Below are 20,606 nucleotides of genomic sequence, written 5' to 3'. Positions count from 1 at the left end.
ACGCTATGGTGCTGAATCTACCATTTTTCTAGCTATAAGCCTATGCATTAACGCTATATGTAAGACGCAATATTTAGTACTTTGCCATGATCGCCCGTGGAGAAGAGGTGGAGTATCACGACAAAAACTGCTCGCGTTCGCCAGCCCAGCTGACTGCATTTAAATAAAGCTCCTCAACAGTGTCGTGGGGCAGGTTAAGATGCTGGCAGTTTTGTTTGATTTCTGACCAGTGGCCGGTTTCAAACAGCTTACAGAGGTTGAGGGTGAGTCCGAGCGGTCCCTTTTGCTCGGCAATAGCGAGTTTAAGCTCCGCAGACAGCGGCAAGCTGTCAAGCAAGTTAGGCAGGGGGGTGTCTAACATGGCGTGCATCAGTGACAACATACCCGCCAGGAAAGCGGACGCAGAGGGCTGACCGGTCTGCCTGGCGACTAATTCGCAAAAATGGGCGCGGGTGAGCGCCAGCAGAGTTAAGGCCGCGGGCTTATGGTCCTTAAACTGAGCGGCAAAGAGTACGCCGACAAAACGGCGGACCTCGTCCAGCCCCAGGATTACCAAGGCCTGTTTAATGCTGTCGATTTCGGCACGGCGTTTAAAAATAGGGGACTGGGCATAACGCAGCAATTTAAAGGTCAGGTTAACATCCGTCTCAAACAGTTTTCCGGCGTGCTCCAGATCCACATCGTCGTCGGCCAGTTCCACCATCAGTTGCGCCAGAGTCTGCTGGCCGGGATCCAGGTTGGCACTTTCCAGTACTTCCGGTTTACTGAAGAAATAACCTTGAAAGTATTTGAAGCCAAGGTCGCGGGCAAATTCGTACTGCTCGTGAGTTTCCACTTTTTCCGCCAGTAACTCGATATGAGGGTAGGGTTGAATCGCCTGGATAATCTGCCGAATTTCATCTTCTGAGGTGAGAGAGTAATCGATCTTGATAATATCCGTATAGGGATAGAAATGCTTCCAGACCGGTTTGTGCTCGTAGTCATCCAGCGCAATGCGGTAACCTTTTTCCTTGAGTTCCACTACGGCATTAAGCAGTTGCCGGTTGGGCTTGACGGTTTCCAGTACTTCAACCACCAACTGTTCCTTCGGCATCAGTAAGGGGTAGCGCTCGAGTAAGGACTTCTGTGGAAAGTTGATAAAGGCCAGCTTGCCCTGGGCCAGGGTATCGAACCCCAGGTTAAACTGCAGGCCGGCCAACATCTGAGAGGTGGCCACATCCTCACTGATATCGGGGAAGACATTATCCATACTGTCACGAAATAACAGCTCATAGGCATAGAGTTGTTGTTCGTTATCTAATATAGGCTGACGGGCGGCAAAAAATGCCATAGCGTCTCCACGTTGGCAGATTTCCTGTTACTGTATTGTTGCACAAACAAAAGAAAACCCGGAAGTTTTGTTCCGGGTTTTCTGAGTTATCGACTGGAAATACTGTGCTGGAGCCGTGCTCTAGGCACTCCGCATATAGTCTTCCACTTTTTTGTGGGTTTGCTGCATCTCTTCGCTTGGCTCACGAGTGAGCTTGCTGACAATAATGCAGGCCAGTGTGCAGAGGATAAACCCGGGGATAATTTCATAAACAATGGCACTCAAACGTTCGCCGCCGATAGTCACCGGGGCGTAAATCCAGAACAGTACAGTTGCCGCGCCGACCAGCATACCTGCCAGGGCGCCATTGCGATTGATGCGCTTCCAGAACAGGCTCAGGATAATGACCGGGCCAAAGGCAGCACCAAATCCAGCCCAGGCATTGCTTACCAGGTTAAGAATCGAGTTTTGTGGATCCCAGGCCAGGATGATGGCGACAACGGATACCACCAGCACCGAAATACGCCCGACCAACACCAACTCTTTCTGATCGGCTTCCTTACGCAGGAAGGCCTTGTAGAAATCTTCGGTCAGCGAGCTTGAGGTCACCAGCAGCTGAGAAGAAATGGTACTCATGATGGCAGCCAGAATAGCCGCCAACAGGAAGCCCCCGATCAACGGATGGAACAGGAACTGAGAGAAAACGATGAAGATGGTTTCGGCGTCGTCCAGTTGCATCTTGGTCTCATCCACATAAGCAATGCCCACAAAGCCAGTGGCCAGGGCACCAATGATGGATACAACCATCCACGACATACCGATGTTACGTGCGGCGGGCACGGCTTTCACCGAGCGAATGGCCATAAAGCGCACGATGATATGTGGCTGGCCGAAGTAACCCAAGCCCCAGGCTAACAGAGAGATAACACCCAGCGTGCCTAAGGTTTCTCCGGTACTTGAATTGGTAAATAGCTCCAGATTGTTCGGATCCAGGCGAGCCACATGATCACTAACGGCGTTAACACCACCGAGCTCATTAAAGGCTACGATAGGCACTAAAATCAGTGACACAAACATGATGCAACCCTGCACAAAGTCTGTCATAGACACTGCCAGGAAGCCGCCGAACAGTGTGTACGCACACACTACAGCCGCCGTCACAATCAGGCCAGTGCTGTAGTCCATACCGAAGGAGCTGTCGAACAGCTTACCACCGGCTACCAGGCTGGCTGAGGTATACAGGGTGAAGAAGATAATGATCACCACTGACGAGAAGATGCGCAGATAACGTTCTTTATCGTCAAAGCGGTTGGCGAAATAATCGGGAATGGTAATGGAGTCATTAGCCAGTTCGGTGTAAACCCGCAGGCGCGGCGCAACGATCAGATAATTGGCCAGTGCACCGAAGACCAGACCCACGGCGATCCACATTTGAGACATACCCGCCAGATACATGGCTCCGGGCAAACCCATGAGCATCCAGCCGCTCATGTCGGAAGCACCCGCGGATAAAGCAGTGATGCCGGGTCCTAAACGACGGCCGCCGAGCATATAGCCGGAGACATCATCGGTGGAGGTTTTATAGGCGTATAAGCCAATGCCCAGCATGGCAATAAAATACAAAGCAATTGAAATCAGCGTATAAATATTCGGTTCCACAGAAAACTCCTGATTTAGTTTTATTGGCCGACAAATTAAATCGAAAACCTAAAAGTTAGAAAATTCAGCCAATTAGATTATTATGCTAACAACTTGCTAACCTTTTCTCTACCTAAGTCTTGTGACGTCAATGAAACTGACATTTAAATGGCGCTCCTACAAGGAGTTAACCCTGATGGAGCTGGAATCATTATTGCGGTTGCGCCAACAGGTTTTTATGTTGGAGCAGCAAAGTCTGTATGAAGATATCGATGGTCTGGATCAGCGCAGTTGGCACCTGTTGCTCATAGCTGACGCCAGGCTGGCAGGGTACGCCCGCCTGCGAGCCGATGAACAAAAGCGATGCTACAAATTTGAACGACTGGTGTTGTTGCCCGATTATCGTGGTCAGGGAATCGGACAGCAACTGGTCACAGAATTGCTAAGCAAAGCGGCCCAACTGGGCGACTATCAGCGCTTTGAACTCAGTGCTCAGACGCCTTTACAGTCTTTCTATGGGCGATTTGGCTGGCGAACAGTGGGCGATGCGTATGACGACGGTGGAGTAGAGCATATCGATATGGTGCTTAACCGCTCACAGAGTAAGTGAGCGGTCAGTCTTATCACTACGAAGGCTTTCTATCAGGTTCTGAAACTTAGCGATTGACGAACTTTTTGCTCCACTTCTTCCACTGCTTTGGGGTGTTCTCCGACCACCAAGACTTCAGCGGTACTGAAGGCCAGGGTACGTCCCTGGAACTGGTTATCTGCAAAGCGTGCCGGTGCCTGATGGGCTTCGCTATGGGGCACAATAAATACGGTGACACGCTCGCCCTCTGCCGCAGGCAGAATCAGATGCAGGCTGGTCAGGCCTTCAAAGGTACAGAAGTTGGCAAAGGTCAACTGACCGATGGCCTCGCTGAACTGGCCGCCAAAGCTGGCCAGTTTGGCGTTTACCTGTGCGGGGGATACGCGCTCATTGATGTCCAGAGCTTGAGTCTCATGGCGAACATGGGCTAAGGCATGGTCACCGAGATTGGAAGAAACCCGGTTCTGCCACTGGGTTACTGTTACTCCCAGAAAAAATGCCACGGAAGCGGCGACGGCAATATGCCAGCGATGACGCCTCTGACTTTGACGATCAACCTGCATACTCTGACGCCAGATTAGACGTTCAGACAAGCCTTCGGGAACATCCACCTCCAGAGCTCTATCAACTTTATTATCCAGAGATTTCACCTCTTGCCAGAACTGCTGGCGTTTGGGGTCTTCTGACGCCGCTTTTATGAGTGCAGGATCCTGACTGTGAGGATCGGCATAAATGGTGCGGCGAAACTCAAGTTCATCCATTTTGAAATCCTCGTTTGGGTTGCTCGGCATCCAGTTTCTCTTTTAGCTGGTTCCTGGCCCGGAATAAGCGGGTCATCACGGTGTTCTTATTCAAACCCAACTGCTGGGCAATCTCATCGCCACTGTACCCCATGAGTACCTGTAGCATTAAGGGTTCACGATACTCGGGGGCGAGTTGAGTGATGTGAAATCGCAGTTGTTGGGTCTCTAGATTCGTTTCGTGACTGGTGTCATCGGGCAGAGGCACGGTTGCCATATCGACAGTTTCCAACTGCTTGCGCTCGAAACGGCGGGCGTTTTCGCGCCTGAGTATGGTAATCAACCAGGACTTAGCGGCCTTTTCATCCTTCAGCGAGTCCAGAGACTTCCAGGCTCGCAAAAAGGTTTCCTGTACCACATCCTCGGCAATGGTCTTATCGCCAATAAGCCAGTACGCATAGCGAAAAATATCGCTGTGCATGGCGCGCACCAGGGTTTCGTAGCGTTGCTGTTTTTTCATCATGTCGTTAGGGACCGATGAAACAGAGGATTTCTTTCTAAAAATCATAAAAAGCGGACTTTGAGTCGTGCTACTCCCAGTGTACCTCTATTTGAGGCAAGGTGTTATGCGGATTGACATTAGTCGAGTTTGTGACGCTGCGAGGGTGGTCTATGCTAGAGGAAAGTGCGCGACTCAGAAGAGGCCAATGTGGATACATCAAAGCACAATATTAAGACTCTGTTTGCTCAACTGGGGCTGGATGATTCGGACACCGGCATCAACCGGTTTTTGGAACAGCACCGGTTGGCAGAAAAAGACTCATTTCTCGACGCCAGCTTCTGGAATGAAGCGCAAAAGTCGTTTTTACATGAGGCCATAGATGATGACTCTGACTGGGCAGAGGTGGTTGATGAACTGGACGCGCGGCTGCGTCACTAGGATATTCAGGTTGCTCGTCATGTTAAAAAGCCGGGTCGCCCCGGCTTTTTAATGGTGGGTTTAAGCGTTTTGCACCGATTTAACCCAGTTTTGGATCTTACGTTCCAGAATATTGAGTGGGACCGGCCCGTCTTTGAGGATCTCATCGTGGAAGCCACGAATATCGAAGTCCTCACCCAATTGCTCCTTAGCCCAGGCGCGTAACTCCATAATCTTAAGCTTGCCGATCATATAGGCCGTCGCCTGACCCGGCATGGCGATATAGCGCTCAATGGCTTTGACCGCGTCGTTCTTCGGGTTGGGCGTGTTTTCGATCAGGTAATCGATGGCCTTCTCCCGGCTCCACTTCTTGTCATGAATCCCCGTATCCACCACCAGGCGGCAGGCACGCCAAAGCTCCATGGCTAAGCGACCAAAATCGGAGTAAGGGTCCTGATAGAAGCCCATGTCTTTGGCCAACTCTTCGGTGTACAAGCCCCAACCCTCGGTATAGGCGGTGAAGGATACGTACTTCTGAAACTCCGGAATACCTTCAAGCTCCTGTGCAATGGCTCGTTGCATATGGTGGCCCGGGATACCTTCATGATAGGCCAACGCCTCCATCTGGTAGGTTGGCATATTCTGCATATCATACAGGTTGGCGTAGTAAGTGCCGGGACGTGAGCCGTCCTTTGACGGACTCTGATAGAACGCTTTACCGGCGGATTTCTCGCGGAATTTTTCCACCCGTTTAACGATCATATCCGCCTTTGGTGTCAGGCCGAAGTAGTCGGGAATCTTTTCTTCCATAGTATCGATCAGTGCCTTGGCGTCCTTCATGTAGGCCGCACGACCCTCATCGGTGTTGTCGTAATAGAACTGGTCGCTGGTGCGCATAAACTTAAAGAAGTCCTGCAGGCTGCCTTCAAACCCCACCTCTTCTTTAATGGCGTTCATGGCATTGTGGATGCGCTTCACATTGTCCAGACCTAACTGATGGACCTCGTCGGCAGTTAAGTCGGTGGTGGTGAACCAGGCCAGACGATTCTTGTAGAAAGCCTCACCGCGGGGGTGGCGCCAGACTCCGTCGCCTTCCGGGGTCAGGGTTTGTTGGTGCGCCAATGCCTCAATGAGTTTCTCGTAGGCCGGCTGGACTTTTTCAAGCAGGGCTGTTCTGGCTTCGCCTAATAAACGCTCCTTGGTGGCCTCATCCACCTCCAGGGCGTCGACTTTACGGGTGAAGTCCTGCCAGATGGTTGAGTTTTCTTCATCATCGTTAAAGGGCTGACCACTGATGACATTTTCGGACGCTTTGATCATCTGATCGTAGGACCAGTCCGGTGGGAATACCCCCTTTTCCTCGCGAATCTTAAGCTGGTCGATAACCTGGCCAAAGAGTTTCTCTACGCCATTTAAGCGTGAGATATAAGCTTCAGCATCGGACAATTCACTGACTCCGTGAATATTAATCAGGAAGCTGGGGACTGTGGTATGCCAGGCGCGGAATTGATCCATGACGTACTGGTGATGACGGAAAACATCATTAGCCAGTTTACGTTCGATATCCACCTTAAAGATGTCGTAAGAGAGCTTCTCTTGCTCACCCAATCTGGACTTGTCGAACTGCTCAAGCTTCTGCAGTCGTGAGCGCAGGATTTCGGCGTATTCGTCGGATGATTGTTCGGAGATGTCATCCCACTTGCCGTAGTCGGTTTTGATGCCCAGGTAACTTCTGAACAGGGGCGAGCGCTGTAAGTCTTCTTCGAACGCGGCATCGAAGAAGGCACGCAGGCGTTCATTTTCTGTTTGTGTCTGACCCGCTTTAGCGGTGGCCTGTTGCTGAGCTTCATTGCTGCTTTGAGCTTGTTGATCGGCCGGACTACAGGCCGTAACAGCCAGCGCAATAGCACTGACGGAAAATAGCTGTCTGAGGTGCATCTTGTCTCCTATTGTATTTGTTGTAATGAGGGTAAGGATGTCGTCGATGATGCCTGACCGTTGGCCTGCCGACGATGTTTTTGCAGCAGGTCTTTCAGCCCGGCACCATCGAAAGCCTCAGTATTACGCCCATAAGCCGCCGCGACAAGTTGATTCACCGCAGCATAAAGCGCCGGGTCGTTTATGGCTTCAAGTTTATCGTTTAAGCTGCCAGAGCGGCCGGTGTGGTGGCTCAGCCAATGCCCCAACGTCTCCAGGCTGTCTTTGGCGTTTTGTTGCTTTAGCGAACTTTGCAGGCGTTTCCAGGTTGTGGCCTCCAGGGCATCGAAGCTGCTGTCCTGGCCTTTTGGTGCAGGCTCACGGCTGGCGTGCCGCCACCACAGTGTCAGAGTGAGCAGCCAGAGTACCGCGAGGACCACACTGGTATAAAACCACAGGTCGCTGGTAACACTTGAGACCGGAGGCCTGGGTGTTGCCGGTTGTTGTGTGGCCTGATTGTCAGTGGACTGTTGAGGCAGGGGCGCATTGCCGCTTTGCTTAGCTGGCGCAACCTCAATGGTTTTCTCTGGCAGGGTGGCGTATTCAGTCTGGCCGGTCACCACATTAAACCAGGGAACGCTTACTTCAGGCAGTGTAATGGTTCCGGCGCGGGTTGGCACAATGGCCACCGAATCGGTACGTTGAGCCACTAATCTGTCGTCTTTTTCGACAGTGGTGCTGCTATTGGCGTCTGGGTAGGTTTTTACGTCCTGTGGGTAGTCGGCGGTGATTTTCGGCAGCTGCTCCTCCACGGCGCCAAATGCGGTCAGGGTCAGAGTCCGTGTGATAGGTTCACCCACCGTATATTTCCCATCAGCAGGCTGCCACTCCTGACGCAATTCCACAAAGTCGCTGGGTAGCCATTGTCCCTGAAAGTCGTCAGGTTGCGGGAGCACCTGAATGTCGACGGGCTCACCGATTCGGGTGACGGCTTCGGTGGTGTTGAAGCCGGCAAACGACCGGTGACTGCCTTTAACGACTTCGCCCTCAAATACGGGGGCCTTTATAGTAAAACTGCCGCTGGCCTGAGGAATAATGGCAAAGTTACGCTCAATAATTCGATAACGTCGTCCGTTGACGATCTCGTTGGTCTCGCTGTCTTCACCAATCTGGCGAATGTCGGCGTTTTCAAGCTCTGGCGCGCTCAGGCTGCCACGTTGCAGATCGGCGGCCAGATGCAGACGCACCTTATAATGGACTTGCTGCTGGAGATAGACCTGTTTGAGATCCACCTCGGTGGTCAGAAATACATCCCGGCCCTGAGCCGCAGGCGCTTCGGAGCGGGGCAGTACCATAAGTTCAATGGGCTGGGTACGCTTGCCTTCGATGTCAAACGCCGGAATACGGTATTGACCGGGCTCGCGGGCAATGATTCGGGTACTCCAGCGCGTCGTCTGGCTCAGGCTACCGTTAACTATGGACGTTTGCTTGCTGGTGGAAACCTTGCCGACGACAAAGTCTTTTAGCAACGGCGATGGATCAAAAGCGTCGCTGTCCACCGAGTCATCCACGATAACTTCCAACGTAATACCTTCATCGAGCATGGCGGGATTTTTATCCACCCGGGCTACGACTTCGGTGACATCCGCCTGCACGGAAGAGGCCATTAGCCATAGCCCTGTTAAGATGACCGATAAGAAATGTTGTTTATGTACCATCACCAATTCTCTTGCTCCGAGGTGGGAATGCGCTGTCGGCGCCGTTTTTGGTATTCAAGCTGCATCTTGCGTTTCAGCAGGTAAGCCGGATCGTCGGGTACCCGGCGCATCAATTTCTGCAGGCGCTGCTGTTGCTCTTTTTGCTCGTCGGTGAGTTCACCCTGAGCGGCCATAGACTGTGAGGTATCAGTCTCTGAGTCCTGTTCGTGTCCTTGAGTCTGCTGTTGCCGGGCCTGTTGATCTGAGTCGGCGTCGTTATCCTGTTGTTGAGATTCAGCCTCGTTTTGCCCCTTTTTCTGACTGGGTTGTGATTGAGACTGACTCTCTTGTTCGCCTTGTTGCTGCTGTGTCGAATTCTGTTGGGACTGTGAATCCTGGTTTTGAGAATCTTGTTGTTGTGACGGATCGCCCTGGTCTGATGCTTTATCTTGTTGGCCGTTTTGATCCTGATTGTTCGGGCTTTTTGAATTTTGCTGATTTTGTTGGTTCTGATCCTGTTGTTGCTGGGACTGTTGCTGTTTCTTTAGTTCTTCCAAAGCTTTTTTGTTGGCAGCGGCGTCGTCCAGATCAGGTTTTTTCTCCAGGGCCTTATCATAGGCTTCAATGGCTTTATCCAACTGGCCCATGTGAGCCAGGGCATTGCCTCGGTTATACCAGCCTTGTGCCGAGTCGGACTGGGAGAAGGCGTCTAATGCCTGTTCATAATCACCATTTTTATAATGGGCGCTGCCTTGCCAGAGTGGGTCGCTAAACTGCTTTGCTGCGCTGTCGTAGTCGCCCTGATTAAACAACTGCTGGCCTTGTTGGTCGGGACGCTGCCACAGATCGTCCCACCAGTTCGCCTGAGCCTGGGGGGCGGTGAATAGACTGCTGAATAACACCAGAGGCAGGGCCATCACCAAGCCACGGCGAAAGGCATAGGCTGCCAGGGGTAGCAGCAGCAACGCCAGCCAGGGGCCAGCCTCACGCCATTGATCACCAAACTGATCCTGCTTGGCGTTATCTGCTTTGGTTTCGCGATTCACCAGATTCTGGCTGGTCAGATAGTGAATGTCGCTGTCGTCGGCCTGGATGGGGGCATACCTGCCGCCGCTGCGTTGGGCCAATGGTTTCAGCAGGCTTTCTCTGAGTTTCGGAATCACGATGGAGCCGCTGTTGTCTTTTAGCAGCTCTCCCGATGTCAGTTTGATCGGGGCCCCATCGGCGGTGCCTACTGCCAGAATGGACAGCCGGTAGGGGAGGTCGCTAATCAGATCGTTAACCGGGGCCGATTGCACCATGTTGATGCCATCGGTGATCCAGAATATCTCTCCTTCCTGATAGCCAGCATTTTTCAATAGCTCGGCGGCTTGTTTGAGACCCGTAATAGGTTCACTGCCCGGCACCGGCATAATCTCGGGTTGCAGCGCCGGAATAAGGGCGGTGAGGGTCTGACCGTCATTACTCAAAGGTGCAATAGTAAAGGCATCGCCCGCGTAGGCGACCAGGCCGATGTCGCCCTCGGGCATGGCATCGATAAGATCCATGGCTTTAAAGCGGGCGCGAGTGAGTCTGTCCGGTGCAATGTCAGTGGCGCGCATGGACATCGACAGATCCATCACCACCACCTTGCCGCTATGCAGTTGGTATACAGGCTGGGGCAGCTTCTCCCAGGTCGGGCCGGCTAGCGCCACTGTGGCTAATACCCAGCCTAGAGCTAATAAGGCAAAGGGCGGTCGGCTGCCTGGCTGGCTCTTGCCCTGAATCAGGTGTTGATACAGATGCCCGGCCAGCACTTGTTGCCACCCTGATTGGTGACGGTGCACGCGTTTTAAGGCCCAAATCAGCATCAGTAAGGGAATCAGCGCCAGCAACCATAGTGGCCGCAGAAAATGAAACTCGGTAAAAAAGGCGTTCAGCGCTTCCATCAGGAAGACCTCCAGCGGGCCAACAGCCAACGCAACAGGGGCATGACTACCATCATTAGGGTTAACAATAGGGCAGCCGATAACGGCCAGTAAAACAGCGCCGACTGAGGGCGCATCTGGCGGTTGTCGCGCTCTACCGGCTCTAACTGATCGAGACGCTGGTAGATCTGCTCCAGCTCCTGTGTATCTCGGGCACGGAAATATTGCCCCCCGGTGCTTCTGGCCAGATCGGTGAGCATACGTTCATCCAACTCTTGTGAAGGATTGATCCTGCGGGTGCCGAAAAAGCTTTGCACCAACATCTCGTCGGCACCCACACCGATGGTGTAAATGGTAACACCGGCGTCCATGGCCAGTTGTTTGGCCTGCGCCGGGGTGATATTACCGGCAGTATTCTGGCCGTCAGTAAGCAGAATGAGGACCCGGTTAGACTCTTCGCGCTGCTCAAAACGCTTTACCGCCAGGCCAATGGCATCACCGATAGCGGTACGGTCACCCACCAGCCCAATCACAGACTCTTTCAGCAGCTGTTGGACCGTGTCCCTGTCGTGCGTCAGAGGCGCTTGTGTATAAGCGGTATCGGCAAACAGAATCAGTCCCAGGCGGTCTCCCACCCGGCGTTCGATAAAATCAGCCAGTACGTATTTGATCATGGTCAGGCGGTTGACCTCCTGACCGTTGATGCGCATATCCTCCGCCTCCATACTGCCCGACAGATCCACCGCCACCATAAGATCCCGGCCCTCGGCGGGAATGTTGACCGGCTCGCCCAACCATTGTGGCCTTGCCGCGGCGGCCAGCAGACACAGCCAGATAAGCAGGGCGATAGTCAACCGCAGCCAGTTTCGGCCTTTGGCTTGCTCGCCGGCCTGTAAACCTGTTTCTAACGCTGGGACTCTAAGGGCCGCCTGTTGACCCTGCTTTAGCGGCGGCAATAAACGAGCGAGTATGGGCATAGGCGCCAGTAGCCAAACCCACCACCAGGCAAACTCAAACATAGTCACCTCCTTTGGGTGGCAGGGCCTGTTTGAGCCAAAGCTCAGCCCAGCGTCGATAAGGTTCTGGGCTGAGCGGGTCGGTTTGTGGCTGATACAGCTGGGTCTGAAGCCTGGCGTAATCTTCTAAAAAAGCCTCACGCTGTTTGTCAGCCAAACCCTGGCAGAGGAATTCGCGCCACTGCCCGGAATGCAGGCTTGCCACATCGTTAAGTGGGAAGTACGCCATGGCAGCCCGTTTCAACAGTGAGTTGAGCTCGCGTGGCCACTGGTCTCCCTGCCAGTCGATCTGGGCTAATAAGGCTTTGGCTTGGCGCTGGGCCTGACGGCGTCGTCGCCAGCGTCTGATAGCAAGCACGGCGAATGTCAGCAGGGCGAACGCTAGTAGTGCCAATAACCACCAACCGGGCGCTGGGGGCCAGAAGCTTACCGGCTCTGGCAGATGGATGTCTCTAAGCTCTGGCATGGAGGCTTGCATCAGCGCCGTCCTCCCAGTTGACGGGCCAGCGGTTCGGCGCAGGAGATGGGCATGATCTGGCTGCGGCACTGGCGCAGGGTCTGTTTGATCGCATTCTGACGAGCCTGATAACGGTGGGCGTATTCTTGCTCGGTGCGTTTTTCACCCAGCATAATGGATTGGGTGCGCTGGCCGTCTGTAAGTGCCACCTGTTGCGGCACCATCACTCTTGGTAAATGATGCTCCAGAGGATCACTGACCATATAGGCTGTCAGTTCACAATGGCGGCTGATGCGTGACAGGTGCTGTTTGGCAACTTCATCCAGGCCACGGAAATCACTGATAATAAAAACTAAACTACCGGGGCGAGCGATGCGGCGCAAACGGGCGCAGGCTTCGGCGAAGCTGGTTTGCTGAGGCACGTCACTGTCAGGGCGGTGCATAGCCAGCAGGCCGTGGATCAGGCCTAGTACGGCTTTCTTGGTGGTTTTAGGTTTTAGCTCTTTGTAATCGTCCTGGTTTACGATGAGGCCACCGATGCGATCGCCGCGTTTTTTGGCGGCCCAGGCAATAAGCGCCGTCAAATGAGCGGCTTGTACCGACTTATACATAAACTGGGTGCCAAAGTGCATGCTGGCGGACAGGTCGGTGAGTACGAATACTGGCCGCTCTTTTTCTTCCCGATACAGCTTGGTGTGGGTCTTGCCTGTGCGTGCCGTGACTCGCCAGTCGATGGCGCGAATGTCGTCGCCAGGTTGATAATGGCGGGCCTCGTCAAACTCCATGCCCCGACCTTTGGTTTTGGCCAGATAAGCGCCAGCGAGCTTAGCCTGGATCGCCTTTTGCGGCGTTAGATCCAAAAGCGGTGTTTGGCTCCGATAGGCCACCAGCTCACGGCTGTTCAGATGAACGCCGTCGGTGCAGTGTTGTTCCAGCCAGTGTTGAATCTGCTGCAAAGCCAGCTCCTACGGTACCGCCACCAGTTCTAAAATTCGGTCCAGCACCTGGTTGGGCGTCAAACCCTCTGCCTCGGCGTCGTAACTCAATAAGATGCGGTGACGCAGCACATTGTGGAATACGGCCTGAATATCATCTGGGCCAACGAAATCCCGCCCTTGCAGCCAGGCATGAGCGCGAGCACAGCGATCCAGCGCAATGGTGGCTCGGGGACTGGCGCCAAACTCGATCCAGCCATCCAAACTGTCATCCAGGGCTTTAGGCTGTCGGGTGGCCATGATCAGCTGCACCAGATACTGCTCCAGACTCTCATCCAGGTGGATTTTCAGTAATTCATTGCGGGCCTTGAAAATGTCCTGCTGGCTCAGTTGAGGGGGCTCAACCGGGTTTTGGTGTAAGGCTTCGTTGCGGGTTAAGCGCAGAATCTCCAGCTCGGTGTCGGCCCCCGGGTAATCGAGCTCCAGATGCATCAGGAAGCGATCCAACTGGGCCTCTGGCAGAGGGTAGGTGCCTTCCTGTTCGATAGGGTTCTGGGTGGCCATAACCAGGAATAGCTCTGGTAAAGGATAGGTTTTGTTGCCAACGGTGATTTGGCGCTCGGCCATGGCTTCTAACAAGGCCGACTGAACTTTTGCCGGGGCACGGTTGATCTCATCGGCCAGGACCAGATTATAAAACAACGGACCGGGCTGAAATACAAAACTGCCGTCTTCGGGCCGGTAAATATCGGTGCCGGTCAGATCGGCGGGTAGCAAATCAGGGGTAAACTGAACCCGGTGAAACTCGCCCTCAATACCTTGTGACAGTGCGTTGACCGCGCGGGTTTTAGCCAGTCCAGGCGGGCCTTCCACCAGCAGGTGGCCGTCGGCCAGCAGGGCGATCAGAATGTTGCGGGTCAGCTTGGATTGACCCAATACCTGTGAATCAAGGTAGGCCTGAAGTTGTTTAAATGCGTCTGCTGCCATGGGAAGTCCTGATTATGTTGCGAATGCTTTCAGCTTTATAGTGACAGGCTATCCTATATAGGGTTCCCTGTTTTAAAAACAATGTTACAAAACGCACAATTGCTTAATTTCTCAACAATTTAATGGAGACACCATGAATCAATGTCGACCGTTCGCCCTTGTTGCTCTGATTTTGGGCGGTCTGACTGCCTGCAGTACCATTCACCCCGAGCCCGGCAGTGATCGGGTCGTGGAAATCAGTAAACAGAAAGCCAAAAGCTGCCAGCGTCTGGGACTGGCCAACACCAGCACTGTGGACAAAGTCGCGTTTTATGAACGTGACCAGGAGGCCGTGATGCTGGATCTGGTCACCCTGGCCAAAAATGAGGCGGTGAAAATGGGCGGCAATGCCATCGTGATGGAAGGCCAGCCCCAGTTCGGTAACGCCAGCTTTGTGGTATTTAAGTGTTGATTACGGACGTTGTATGTTGGCCAGAGGCGGCGACTCGCCTCTGGGTCTTTGTGAAATTTATATATTTTTAGTTTTTTTGGAATTTTTTATTTATTCGTTTTTTCAGTAGTATGTTCTCATCATTGACGATGTGGTAACCACCGCGATCCAGCCTGATGAGGAGACACAATGAACACCGAGCTGTTACGCCTGTATCAGTCGGCACAAGCCGAAAGCCGTCTGGTCATTGGCCTGATGAGTGGAACCTCTCTGGATGGGCTGGATGTGGCGCTCTGCCGCATTCGTGGTGCGGGCACAGAAACTGAAGTCGACGTGCTGGAGTTCACCACCTGCGATTATGACCAAACTTATCGACAGGCGGTGCGTGAGGTGTTTTCGTTGCGCGAGGTGGACTTACAACAGGTGACTTTGCTTAATGCCGCCATCGGCCGCCTGCATGGTGAAATGGTCAGGGATTGCCTGGCACGCTGGGGTTATGGGCCTGAGCAGGTGGATCTGATCGCCAGTCACGGCCAGACCATCTACCACTGCCCGCGCTCGCTGCATGGCTTGGCCGACCAGCCCAACGCGACCTTACAGATCGGCGATGGCGATCATATCGCTTGTACTACAGGCATCATCACGCTCAGTGATTTCCGTCAGCGTCATATCGCCGCTGGCGGCGAAGGTGCGCCTTTGGCCGTATACGGCGATTATCTGATGTTCCATCAGCCGGGGGAGAACCGCATTCTGCTGAATATGGGCGGTATCGCCAACTTTACGTTTCTGGCTGCCGATGGTGACCCGGCTAAGGTGTTCAGCACCGATGTAGGTCCGGGCAATACCCTGATGGATGCCTATGTGCAGCGCCATTTTGCCCCCATGACCTACGACAAAGACAGTCAGCTGGCCCTGGCCGGTAAGGTGAATCCTACGCTGCTGACTGAACTGAAAGAGAATGAGTTTTTCAGCCAGCCAGTGCCAAAGACGACCGGACCCGAGCTGTTTAATCTGGATTATCTGGCCCGGGCTCAGCAGCGCTCAGGTACGGAAAACATAAGTCATCAGGATGTACTGGCGACGCTGAACCGCTTTTCCGCCGACACCATCGTCGCGGCGATTAAAGACAGCGGCGCTCTGGATGGACCCTGCCGACTGCTCGCCAGTGGTGGCGGCTGGCATAACACATTGCTGATGGACAGCATCCGCGAGCAGTTGCCCGACGTGGCGGTGGACTCCACGGCCAGCGTCGGTGTCGATCCGGACGCCAAGGAGGCGGTGCTATTTGCTGTACTGGCCAACGAATGTATCGCCGGCGGCCAATCGGGCTTTGGTAATCCGGCCCGCGGCATTCCGGATACCAGTATGGGGAAAATCAGCTTTCCTAGGTGAGCCTTTAATTTGTCACTACTGAACGGTGATAGCCGCGAAACTATTGCGATTCATAAAGTGAAAGCCTTGTTCGCCTTGGTACATACAGATAAATGTGTACAAGCCGTCCTCTAAGGATACAGTGATAGAATCATTGTCATAAGGGGAAACTACATCAGTCTCAACTTTAAACCATTTGAAACTCGGTGTTCTGTCGATGGGCTCGCCTGCTTGGACTTTTTTGGCCCAATAGCGGTAGTCATCAATAAAATCCTGCTTGGTCTTACCGCTCTTCATTCGTCGTACAGTCAGTTTGTGCGTCTCGTTAGTCTGGTTGTCCAGAACAAATTTGTATCGACCTGGTTCAAGTTTGTCGGGCAGGCCGAAATTAGCGTCGTCCATGTGGAGATGCAAGATTTCCACTCTCTCATTTTGGGACTGAGAGCTTTTGACTGGAATACTGAATTTGTGGCGCATGCCCCAACGACCATACTCATGAGAGAGCCAGGCGTAATCCCCGGGGGACAGGTCCAGCGTTAAGTAACTGGTCTGCCCTTTGGGTAATTGTTCAACACCGCCGAGGAATATCGCAGGGGTGGGATCGGCAATAGTGTCCATGAAAGTCATCGCTGACTCCAGGGTGGACTGTTCGGTTATTTTTACCAAATGACCGTCCATCAGGCTGCTGCCTTTGTGGTGAAAGGCAATGGTCTGTTTGCCTTGAATAAAGGCTTTGTCAGGTGTCATCGCGTATTCATCGAGAACGACGCGATTATCGGCTTTCGGCTCAGGAGCATTGGAAGGCGTATCCGTTACCTCGAAGTACTCCAGCATGCCCAGCTTGATATGCATTTGCCCATCTTTGGTTTTTATTGCGCAAAACGCTGCATAATGACCGGGATCCAGTTTTACGGTGGTTTGACTTTGCTTTCCGGAGGAATGCATACCCGGTCCACCTAGTTCGATCACATCTTCAAAACCTGGCATGTCGAGGTTTTCGATACCTTCTTTAAACGCCTCTAGTGAAACGGTATCTGTCTTTTTCAGTAGTAGGGCGTAATGGGTTTTCTGGCCGATGTTTTTGAGATCGAAGGTGACCCAGCCTGACTTGATTTTTTTGGGCATTTTGAAGCCAAAATCGTAGGTTTGCATATTAACCACGTAGGGCTTCGGAGCGGGCGCTCCATGGCTTGAAAAGGCCATTATTATGCTAAATAGAGTGAGTACGACATAGATGCGTTTCATGCTGTCTTCCTGACGATTACTATTGTCGACCCCTGACTATAGACGTGTTTAATTATTAATCAATTTCTTGGTCTGAGCGTAATGTACACAATGCCACTGAAACGCAATACATGATGGACCATATCGACTTTTCTGGTACTCAGTGCTGCTAATCGAAATGCTAAGGTCTCAACCATTGGCCTGCACGTACATCAGTCTGCCGCTGTTGCTGCCAGGCGAGCTGGCCATTGATCCAGACGTAATCAAAGCCTTGTGCCAGAGAATGGGGCTGACTGTAGCTGGCGGTGGCTTTAACCTTGTCGGGCGCAAATAATAACAGGTCGGCGTTTTGGCCTACGGCGATTCTGCCTCTGTCGGTAATGCCTAATATCTTAGCGGGTAGGCCGGTGGCTTTGTGCACCGCTTGTGGCAGGGTTAAAAGTTTTTTCTTTATCACATAATCCTGTATCAGCCTGGCAAAACTGCCATAGCCTCTTGGGTGATGCATGGTGGGACTGCCGTCAGAGCTGAGCGCCACCTGGGGCCCTTGAATTAAGGTCTCCTGCAACTCGGCGTCCATAATAAAATAGGCCGCGCTGGCGCCCTCCGGGCCAATATCCTCGATAAGCAGTTGTTCAAAGGGTTTGCCCGCTTGCAGGGCCGCCTCTGCCAGTGTCATCCCCTGATAAGGACCGCTGCCGAATAAGGTGGCCTGTGGCCCATTGCGCTTAGCCACGCGCTGGCGCAGATAGCTGGCCAGTTGCTCTTTCTGTGTTTCGGACAAGGCCTCAAGTTGCTGCTGGGTCTTGGCCCATTTCGGAAACACAATGGCAATGCCGGTATAGCTCGCAGTATAAGGGTATACATCGGCGGTGATTTGAACGCCTTTGTGACGCCAGCTTTCGATATGCGCCAGTATCTCCTTACCGCGTTCGGCGCCCTTACCGTAGACCGACTTTAAATGAGAAATATGCACTTTGGCAGCTTGCCCCTGGTGGGCCAATTCGTCGATGGAGGACAGTAGTTTACCGTCGTTTTCATCACGCATATGGCTGCTGATCAGCCGGTCGTGCTGTCTCACCACCCTTGCCAAGGTAAGCAGCTCGTTCTTGGAGGCGTAAAGGCCTGGCACATATTCCAGTCCCGTGGACAGGCCAAAGGTGTCTGCCAGGGCCTTATCCAGGGTTTGTTGCATCTTTAGAATTTGCGCTTGGCTAGCCGGAGTGGCGTCGTTAAGCCCAACGCTTCGGCGCAAGGAGCCGTGGCCAACGAACAGGGCGATATTGACGGCTGAACCTTGCGCTTGCCACTGCTGATGCCAGTCTTGGAAACCCTCCGTCACCGGGCTATAGCCATCCTGGCCCAGGCTGATGGTGGTCACGCCCATGGCGAGGAAGTTGGTGAAAGCGCCCTGTTTGACAGCAGAGCCGTGGGAGTGCAGGTCGATAAAGCCTGGCGTTAACACCCGCCCGTCGGCATTGACGGTGTTTGTTGCCGTCACCTTCTCGTCTGCGGAACCAATAAAGGCAATGCGCTTTTTCTTAATGCCCACGTCTGCCGTGTAGGCGGGCTTGCCGGAGCCATCGATGATTGTCGCTCCCTTTATCAGCCAGTCATAAGTGGTAGCGTGACTGAGTGGGGAAAATAACAGCGCAAAAACGAATAAGGATAGGACTTTAGTCATTATTTCTGTGTTCATTACGTGGCGTGAATAAAGAGCATACCACCGAGTCAGGGAATCGGCGAAGGGAAGGTAAACGAGGCAAAAAAAGCCGACCCCGGGGTCGGCTTATTGTCAGTCTGACTAACCCTGTGCCGGGTAGGTATAACTGGACTGCAAGCCTAGCGGGATATCCAGGCCCCAATAGAGCAGCAAAAAGGCGGTCCAGATGGTCAGGATAGCGATGGAGTAGGGCAGCATCATGGACAGCACAGTGCCGATGCCGGTGTTTTTCACATAACGCTGGCAGAACACCACCACCAGAGGGAAGTAAGGCATCAGCGGCGTGATGATATTGGAGCTTGAATCCCCCAGACGATAAGCGGCCTGAGTTAAGTCCGGCGAGATATTGAGCTGCATCAGCATGGGCACAAAGATGGGACCAAGCAAGGCCCACTTGGCCGAGGCCGAACCCACAAACAGGTTTACAAAGGCAGTTAGGAACACCATACCGACGATGGTGACCATGCTGGGCAATTCGAGGGACTTTAAGAACTGACCGCCTTCAATGGCCATTAGCGCACCCAGGTTAGACTTGCCAAAGGCATCGATAAACAGGGCGCAGAAAAACACCATTACGATGTAATAGGCCATGCTTTCCATGGACTTGCTCATGGCGGCGATGGCGTCGCGGCTGCTTTCAAAGGTGCCGGACAGAAAACCGTAAACCAGGCCCGGGATCACAAACAGCAGGAAAATCAGCGGCACGATGGACTGCATAATGGGTGCGCCAAAGCTACTCAGGGAGCCGTCGGCGTCGCGCATGGGCGAGTCGGCGGGCAGTAGAATCGCCACCAGGGCGATAATGCCGATAACCATACTCAGGGTTGCCCAGCGCAGTGCACGGCGCTGTTGGTTGTTTAACTCATCGAAGCGCGGAATCTCGTCCGGGTCACCGTCTACCTCGGCTTTTTGCAATCGCGGCTCCACCACCTTATCGGTCAGATACCAGCCCAGCAAGATGATCACAATCGACGAGGCAGAGGTGAAAAACCAGTTGTTCAGCGGGTTGATCTGAATGCTGGGGTCGACGATCTGAGCGGCGCTCTGGGTAAAGCTTTGCAGCAAAGGATCGATGCCAGAGGGCACAAAGTTGGCACCAAAGCCACCGCTGACCCCGGCGAAGGCCGCCGCAATACCCGCCAGCGGGTGTCGGCCCATGGCATAGAAGATTACCCCGGCGATGGGGATCACCAGCACATAACCGGCATCCGTGGCGGTGTGGCTGACAATCGCCACCAGAATGATGGAGGGCGTTAATAAGGCCTTGGGGGTGGAGTCCAGCATGCGCTTGAGGCCGGCGCTGATAAAGCCAGAATGTTCGGCCACGCCGACACCCAGCATCGCGACCAGCACCACACCCAAAGGCGGAAAGCTGGTGAAAATGGTTACCATGCGCGACAGAAAGTCGGCCAGACTGGCGCCGGTGAGCAGGTTATTAACCTCCACCGGGGCATTGGTTCTGGGGTCGATGGCGCTGAAACTCACATGAGACAGCAGCGCTGACATTACCCAGACGATGATCAAACTGATAAGAAAGATAACGGCGGGGTCAGGCAGTTTATTGCCCACTCGTTCCACCTTATCCAAAAAACGGGTCGCTAGACTATCGGTGCTCACAGGAGTCTCCTGAATAATAATTATTATTTAGATCCCACTCTAAAGCGTTTTTCCGCTAAGTTGAACGGCAAATTACACTCAAACCAGCGACTTTGTGTAAGTAGTATTAGCGAAACTGTAAACTGTACGA

General features: G+C 53.2%; 18 protein-coding genes. 4 read left to right on the top strand and 14 right to left on the bottom strand.

Features of this window, described 5'->3' with window-relative positions:
* Nucleotides 1–115: 115 nt before the first annotated feature.
* Together HMF8227_RS09635 and putP are read right to left on the bottom strand one after the other, a co-directional pair.
* Nucleotides 116–1,330, bottom strand: a complete 1,215-nt coding sequence (locus HMF8227_RS09635) for an EAL and HDOD domain-containing protein (RefSeq protein ID WP_109339982.1) — start codon at nt 1,328–1,330, stop codon at nt 116–118.
* Between the two features lie 120 nt (nt 1,331–1,450).
* Nucleotides 1,451–2,917 (bottom strand): sodium/proline symporter PutP, encoded by a 1,467-nt coding sequence (gene putP, locus HMF8227_RS09630; protein ID WP_204101088.1) that lies wholly within the window; start codon nt 2,915–2,917, stop codon nt 1,451–1,453.
* 181 nt (nt 2,918–3,098) lie between these two features.
* On the opposite strand from putP, the gene HMF8227_RS09625 reads away from it, so the two are divergent.
* Nucleotides 3,099–3,557 (top strand): GNAT family N-acetyltransferase, encoded by a 459-nt coding sequence (locus tag HMF8227_RS09625; protein ID WP_109339980.1) that lies wholly within the window; start codon nt 3,099–3,101, stop codon nt 3,555–3,557.
* A gap of 32 nt (nt 3,558–3,589) precedes the next feature.
* Here the strand turns inward: HMF8227_RS09625 and HMF8227_RS09620 are convergent, their stop codons facing one another.
* Entirely contained in the window at nt 3,590–4,297 is a 708-nt protein-coding gene (locus tag HMF8227_RS09620; protein WP_162558566.1) for a DUF3379 family protein, read from the bottom strand.
* A complete protein-coding gene (locus tag HMF8227_RS09615) occupies nt 4,290–4,844 on the bottom strand; it encodes a sigma-70 family RNA polymerase sigma factor (RefSeq protein ID WP_109339978.1) in 555 nt (184 codons plus the stop codon). Before HMF8227_RS09615 ends, HMF8227_RS09620 begins: the two co-directional genes overlap by 8 nt.
* 141 nt (nt 4,845–4,985) lie before the next feature.
* On the opposite strand from HMF8227_RS09615, the gene HMF8227_RS09610 reads away from it, so the two are divergent.
* Entirely contained in the window at nt 4,986–5,216 is a 231-nt protein-coding gene (locus HMF8227_RS09610; protein WP_109341068.1) for a DUF2789 domain-containing protein, read from the top strand.
* 60 nt (nt 5,217–5,276) lie between these two features.
* On the opposite strand, the gene HMF8227_RS09605 is transcribed toward HMF8227_RS09610, so the two are convergent.
* From HMF8227_RS09605 to HMF8227_RS09575, 7 genes are read right to left on the bottom strand one after another with little or no spacing between them, the layout of a single operon-like run.
* The gene (locus HMF8227_RS09605; RefSeq protein ID WP_109339977.1) at nt 5,277–7,133 is read right to left on the bottom strand and encodes a DUF885 domain-containing protein; all 1,857 of its coding nucleotides are present in this window, start codon (nt 7,131–7,133) and stop codon (nt 5,277–5,279) included.
* Between the two features lie 8 nt (nt 7,134–7,141).
* Nucleotides 7,142–8,830 (bottom strand): BatD family protein, encoded by a 1,689-nt coding sequence (locus HMF8227_RS09600; RefSeq protein ID WP_109339976.1) that lies wholly within the window; start codon nt 8,828–8,830, stop codon nt 7,142–7,144.
* Complete coding sequence (locus tag HMF8227_RS09595) at nt 8,830–10,737, bottom strand: vWA domain-containing protein (protein WP_109339975.1); 1,908 nt, start codon at nt 10,735–10,737, stop codon at nt 8,830–8,832. Before HMF8227_RS09595 ends, HMF8227_RS09600 begins: the two co-directional genes overlap by 1 nt.
* Nucleotides 10,737–11,735: a vWA domain-containing protein gene (locus HMF8227_RS09590; protein ID WP_109339974.1), complete on the bottom strand. Its 999-nt coding sequence runs from the start codon at nt 11,733–11,735 to the stop codon at nt 10,737–10,739. Before HMF8227_RS09590 ends, HMF8227_RS09595 begins: the two co-directional genes overlap by 1 nt.
* Nucleotides 11,728–12,210 (bottom strand): DUF4381 domain-containing protein, encoded by a 483-nt coding sequence (locus HMF8227_RS09585; RefSeq protein ID WP_109339973.1) that lies wholly within the window; start codon nt 12,208–12,210, stop codon nt 11,728–11,730. The genes HMF8227_RS09590 and HMF8227_RS09585 overlap by 8 nt, the downstream gene beginning before the upstream one ends.
* Nucleotides 12,210–13,145 (bottom strand): DUF58 domain-containing protein, encoded by a 936-nt coding sequence (locus HMF8227_RS09580; RefSeq protein WP_109339972.1) that lies wholly within the window; start codon nt 13,143–13,145, stop codon nt 12,210–12,212. Before HMF8227_RS09580 ends, HMF8227_RS09585 begins: the two co-directional genes overlap by 1 nt.
* A 9-nt stretch (nt 13,146–13,154) precedes the next feature.
* Complete coding sequence (locus HMF8227_RS09575; RefSeq protein ID WP_109339971.1) at nt 13,155–14,111, bottom strand: AAA family ATPase; 957 nt, start codon at nt 14,109–14,111, stop codon at nt 13,155–13,157.
* Between the two features lie 133 nt (nt 14,112–14,244).
* Here HMF8227_RS09575 and HMF8227_RS09570 point away from each other — a divergent pair, with 133 nt between their 5' ends.
* Both HMF8227_RS09570 and HMF8227_RS09565 read left to right on the top strand, forming a co-directional pair.
* Nucleotides 14,245–14,562 (top strand): DUF4156 domain-containing protein, encoded by a 318-nt coding sequence (locus tag HMF8227_RS09570; protein WP_109339970.1) that lies wholly within the window; start codon nt 14,245–14,247, stop codon nt 14,560–14,562.
* A 168-nt stretch (nt 14,563–14,730) separates the two neighbouring features.
* The gene (locus HMF8227_RS09565) at nt 14,731–15,933 is read left to right on the top strand and encodes an anhydro-N-acetylmuramic acid kinase (RefSeq protein ID WP_109339969.1); all 1,203 of its coding nucleotides are present in this window, start codon (nt 14,731–14,733) and stop codon (nt 15,931–15,933) included.
* Between the two features lie 15 nt (nt 15,934–15,948).
* On the opposite strand, the gene HMF8227_RS09560 is transcribed toward HMF8227_RS09565, so the two are convergent.
* The 3 genes from HMF8227_RS09560 to HMF8227_RS09550 form a co-directional block, all read right to left on the bottom strand.
* Nucleotides 15,949–17,157 carry a hypothetical protein gene (locus HMF8227_RS09560; protein ID WP_162558564.1) on the bottom strand — a complete coding sequence of 403 codons (1,209 nt, stop codon included), beginning with the start codon at nt 17,155–17,157 and terminating at the stop codon, nt 15,949–15,951.
* A gap of 160 nt (nt 17,158–17,317) precedes the next feature.
* A complete protein-coding gene (locus tag HMF8227_RS09555) occupies nt 17,318–18,820 on the bottom strand; it encodes an N-acyl-D-amino-acid deacylase family protein (RefSeq protein WP_109339967.1) in 1,503 nt (500 codons plus the stop codon).
* A gap of 120 nt (nt 18,821–18,940) precedes the next feature.
* Nucleotides 18,941–20,476 carry an AbgT family transporter gene (locus HMF8227_RS09550; RefSeq protein ID WP_239421250.1) on the bottom strand — a complete coding sequence of 512 codons (1,536 nt, stop codon included), beginning with the start codon at nt 20,474–20,476 and terminating at the stop codon, nt 18,941–18,943.
* Between the last annotated feature and the right edge of the window lie 130 nt (nt 20,477–20,606).

This window comes from Saliniradius amylolyticus (genome assembly GCF_003143555.1).
Taxonomy (GTDB): Bacteria; Pseudomonadota; Gammaproteobacteria; order Enterobacterales; family Alteromonadaceae; genus Saliniradius; species Saliniradius amylolyticus.
The sequence above is the reverse complement of the archived record's forward strand: the minus strand, read 5'-3'. Positions and strand labels throughout refer to the sequence as shown.

Bases quoted from the DNA above. Each gene is read 5' to 3' on its own strand.
- HMF8227_RS09555 (WP_109339967.1), bottom strand. From the start codon at position 18,820: ATGACTAAAGTCCTATCCTTATTCGTTTTTGCGCTGTTATTTTCCCCA.
- HMF8227_RS09605 (WP_109339977.1), bottom strand. From the start codon at position 7,133: ATGCACCTCAGACAGCTATTTTCCGTCAGTGCTATTGCGCTGGCTGTT.
- HMF8227_RS09570 (WP_109339970.1), top strand. From the start codon at position 14,245: ATGAATCAATGTCGACCGTTCGCCCTTGTTGCTCTGATTTTGGGCGGT.
- HMF8227_RS09625 (WP_109339980.1), top strand. From the start codon at position 3,099: ATGAAACTGACATTTAAATGGCGCTCCTACAAGGAGTTAACCCTGATG.
- HMF8227_RS09595 (WP_109339975.1), bottom strand. From the start codon at position 10,737: ATGGAAGCGCTGAACGCCTTTTTTACCGAGTTTCATTTTCTGCGGCCA.
- HMF8227_RS09600 (WP_109339976.1), bottom strand. From the start codon at position 8,830: ATGGTACATAAACAACATTTCTTATCGGTCATCTTAACAGGGCTATGG.
- HMF8227_RS09565 (WP_109339969.1), top strand. From the start codon at position 14,731: ATGAACACCGAGCTGTTACGCCTGTATCAGTCGGCACAAGCCGAAAGC.
- HMF8227_RS09560 (WP_162558564.1), bottom strand. From the start codon at position 17,157: ATGAAACGCATCTATGTCGTACTCACTCTATTTAGCATAATAATGGCC.
- HMF8227_RS09620 (WP_162558566.1), bottom strand. From the start codon at position 4,297: ATGGATGAACTTGAGTTTCGCCGCACCATTTATGCCGATCCTCACAGT.
- putP (WP_204101088.1), bottom strand. From the start codon at position 2,917: ATGCTGGGCATTGGCTTATACGCCTATAAAACCTCCACCGATGATGTC.
- HMF8227_RS09585 (WP_109339973.1), bottom strand. From the start codon at position 12,210: ATGCAAGCCTCCATGCCAGAGCTTAGAGACATCCATCTGCCAGAGCCG.
- HMF8227_RS09615 (WP_109339978.1), bottom strand. From the start codon at position 4,844: ATGATTTTTAGAAAGAAATCCTCTGTTTCATCGGTCCCTAACGACATG.
- HMF8227_RS09635 (WP_109339982.1), bottom strand. From the start codon at position 1,330: ATGGCATTTTTTGCCGCCCGTCAGCCTATATTAGATAACGAACAACAA.
- HMF8227_RS09590 (WP_109339974.1), bottom strand. From the start codon at position 11,735: ATGTTTGAGTTTGCCTGGTGGTGGGTTTGGCTACTGGCGCCTATGCCC.
- HMF8227_RS09575 (WP_109339971.1), bottom strand. From the start codon at position 14,111: ATGGCAGCAGACGCATTTAAACAACTTCAGGCCTACCTTGATTCACAG.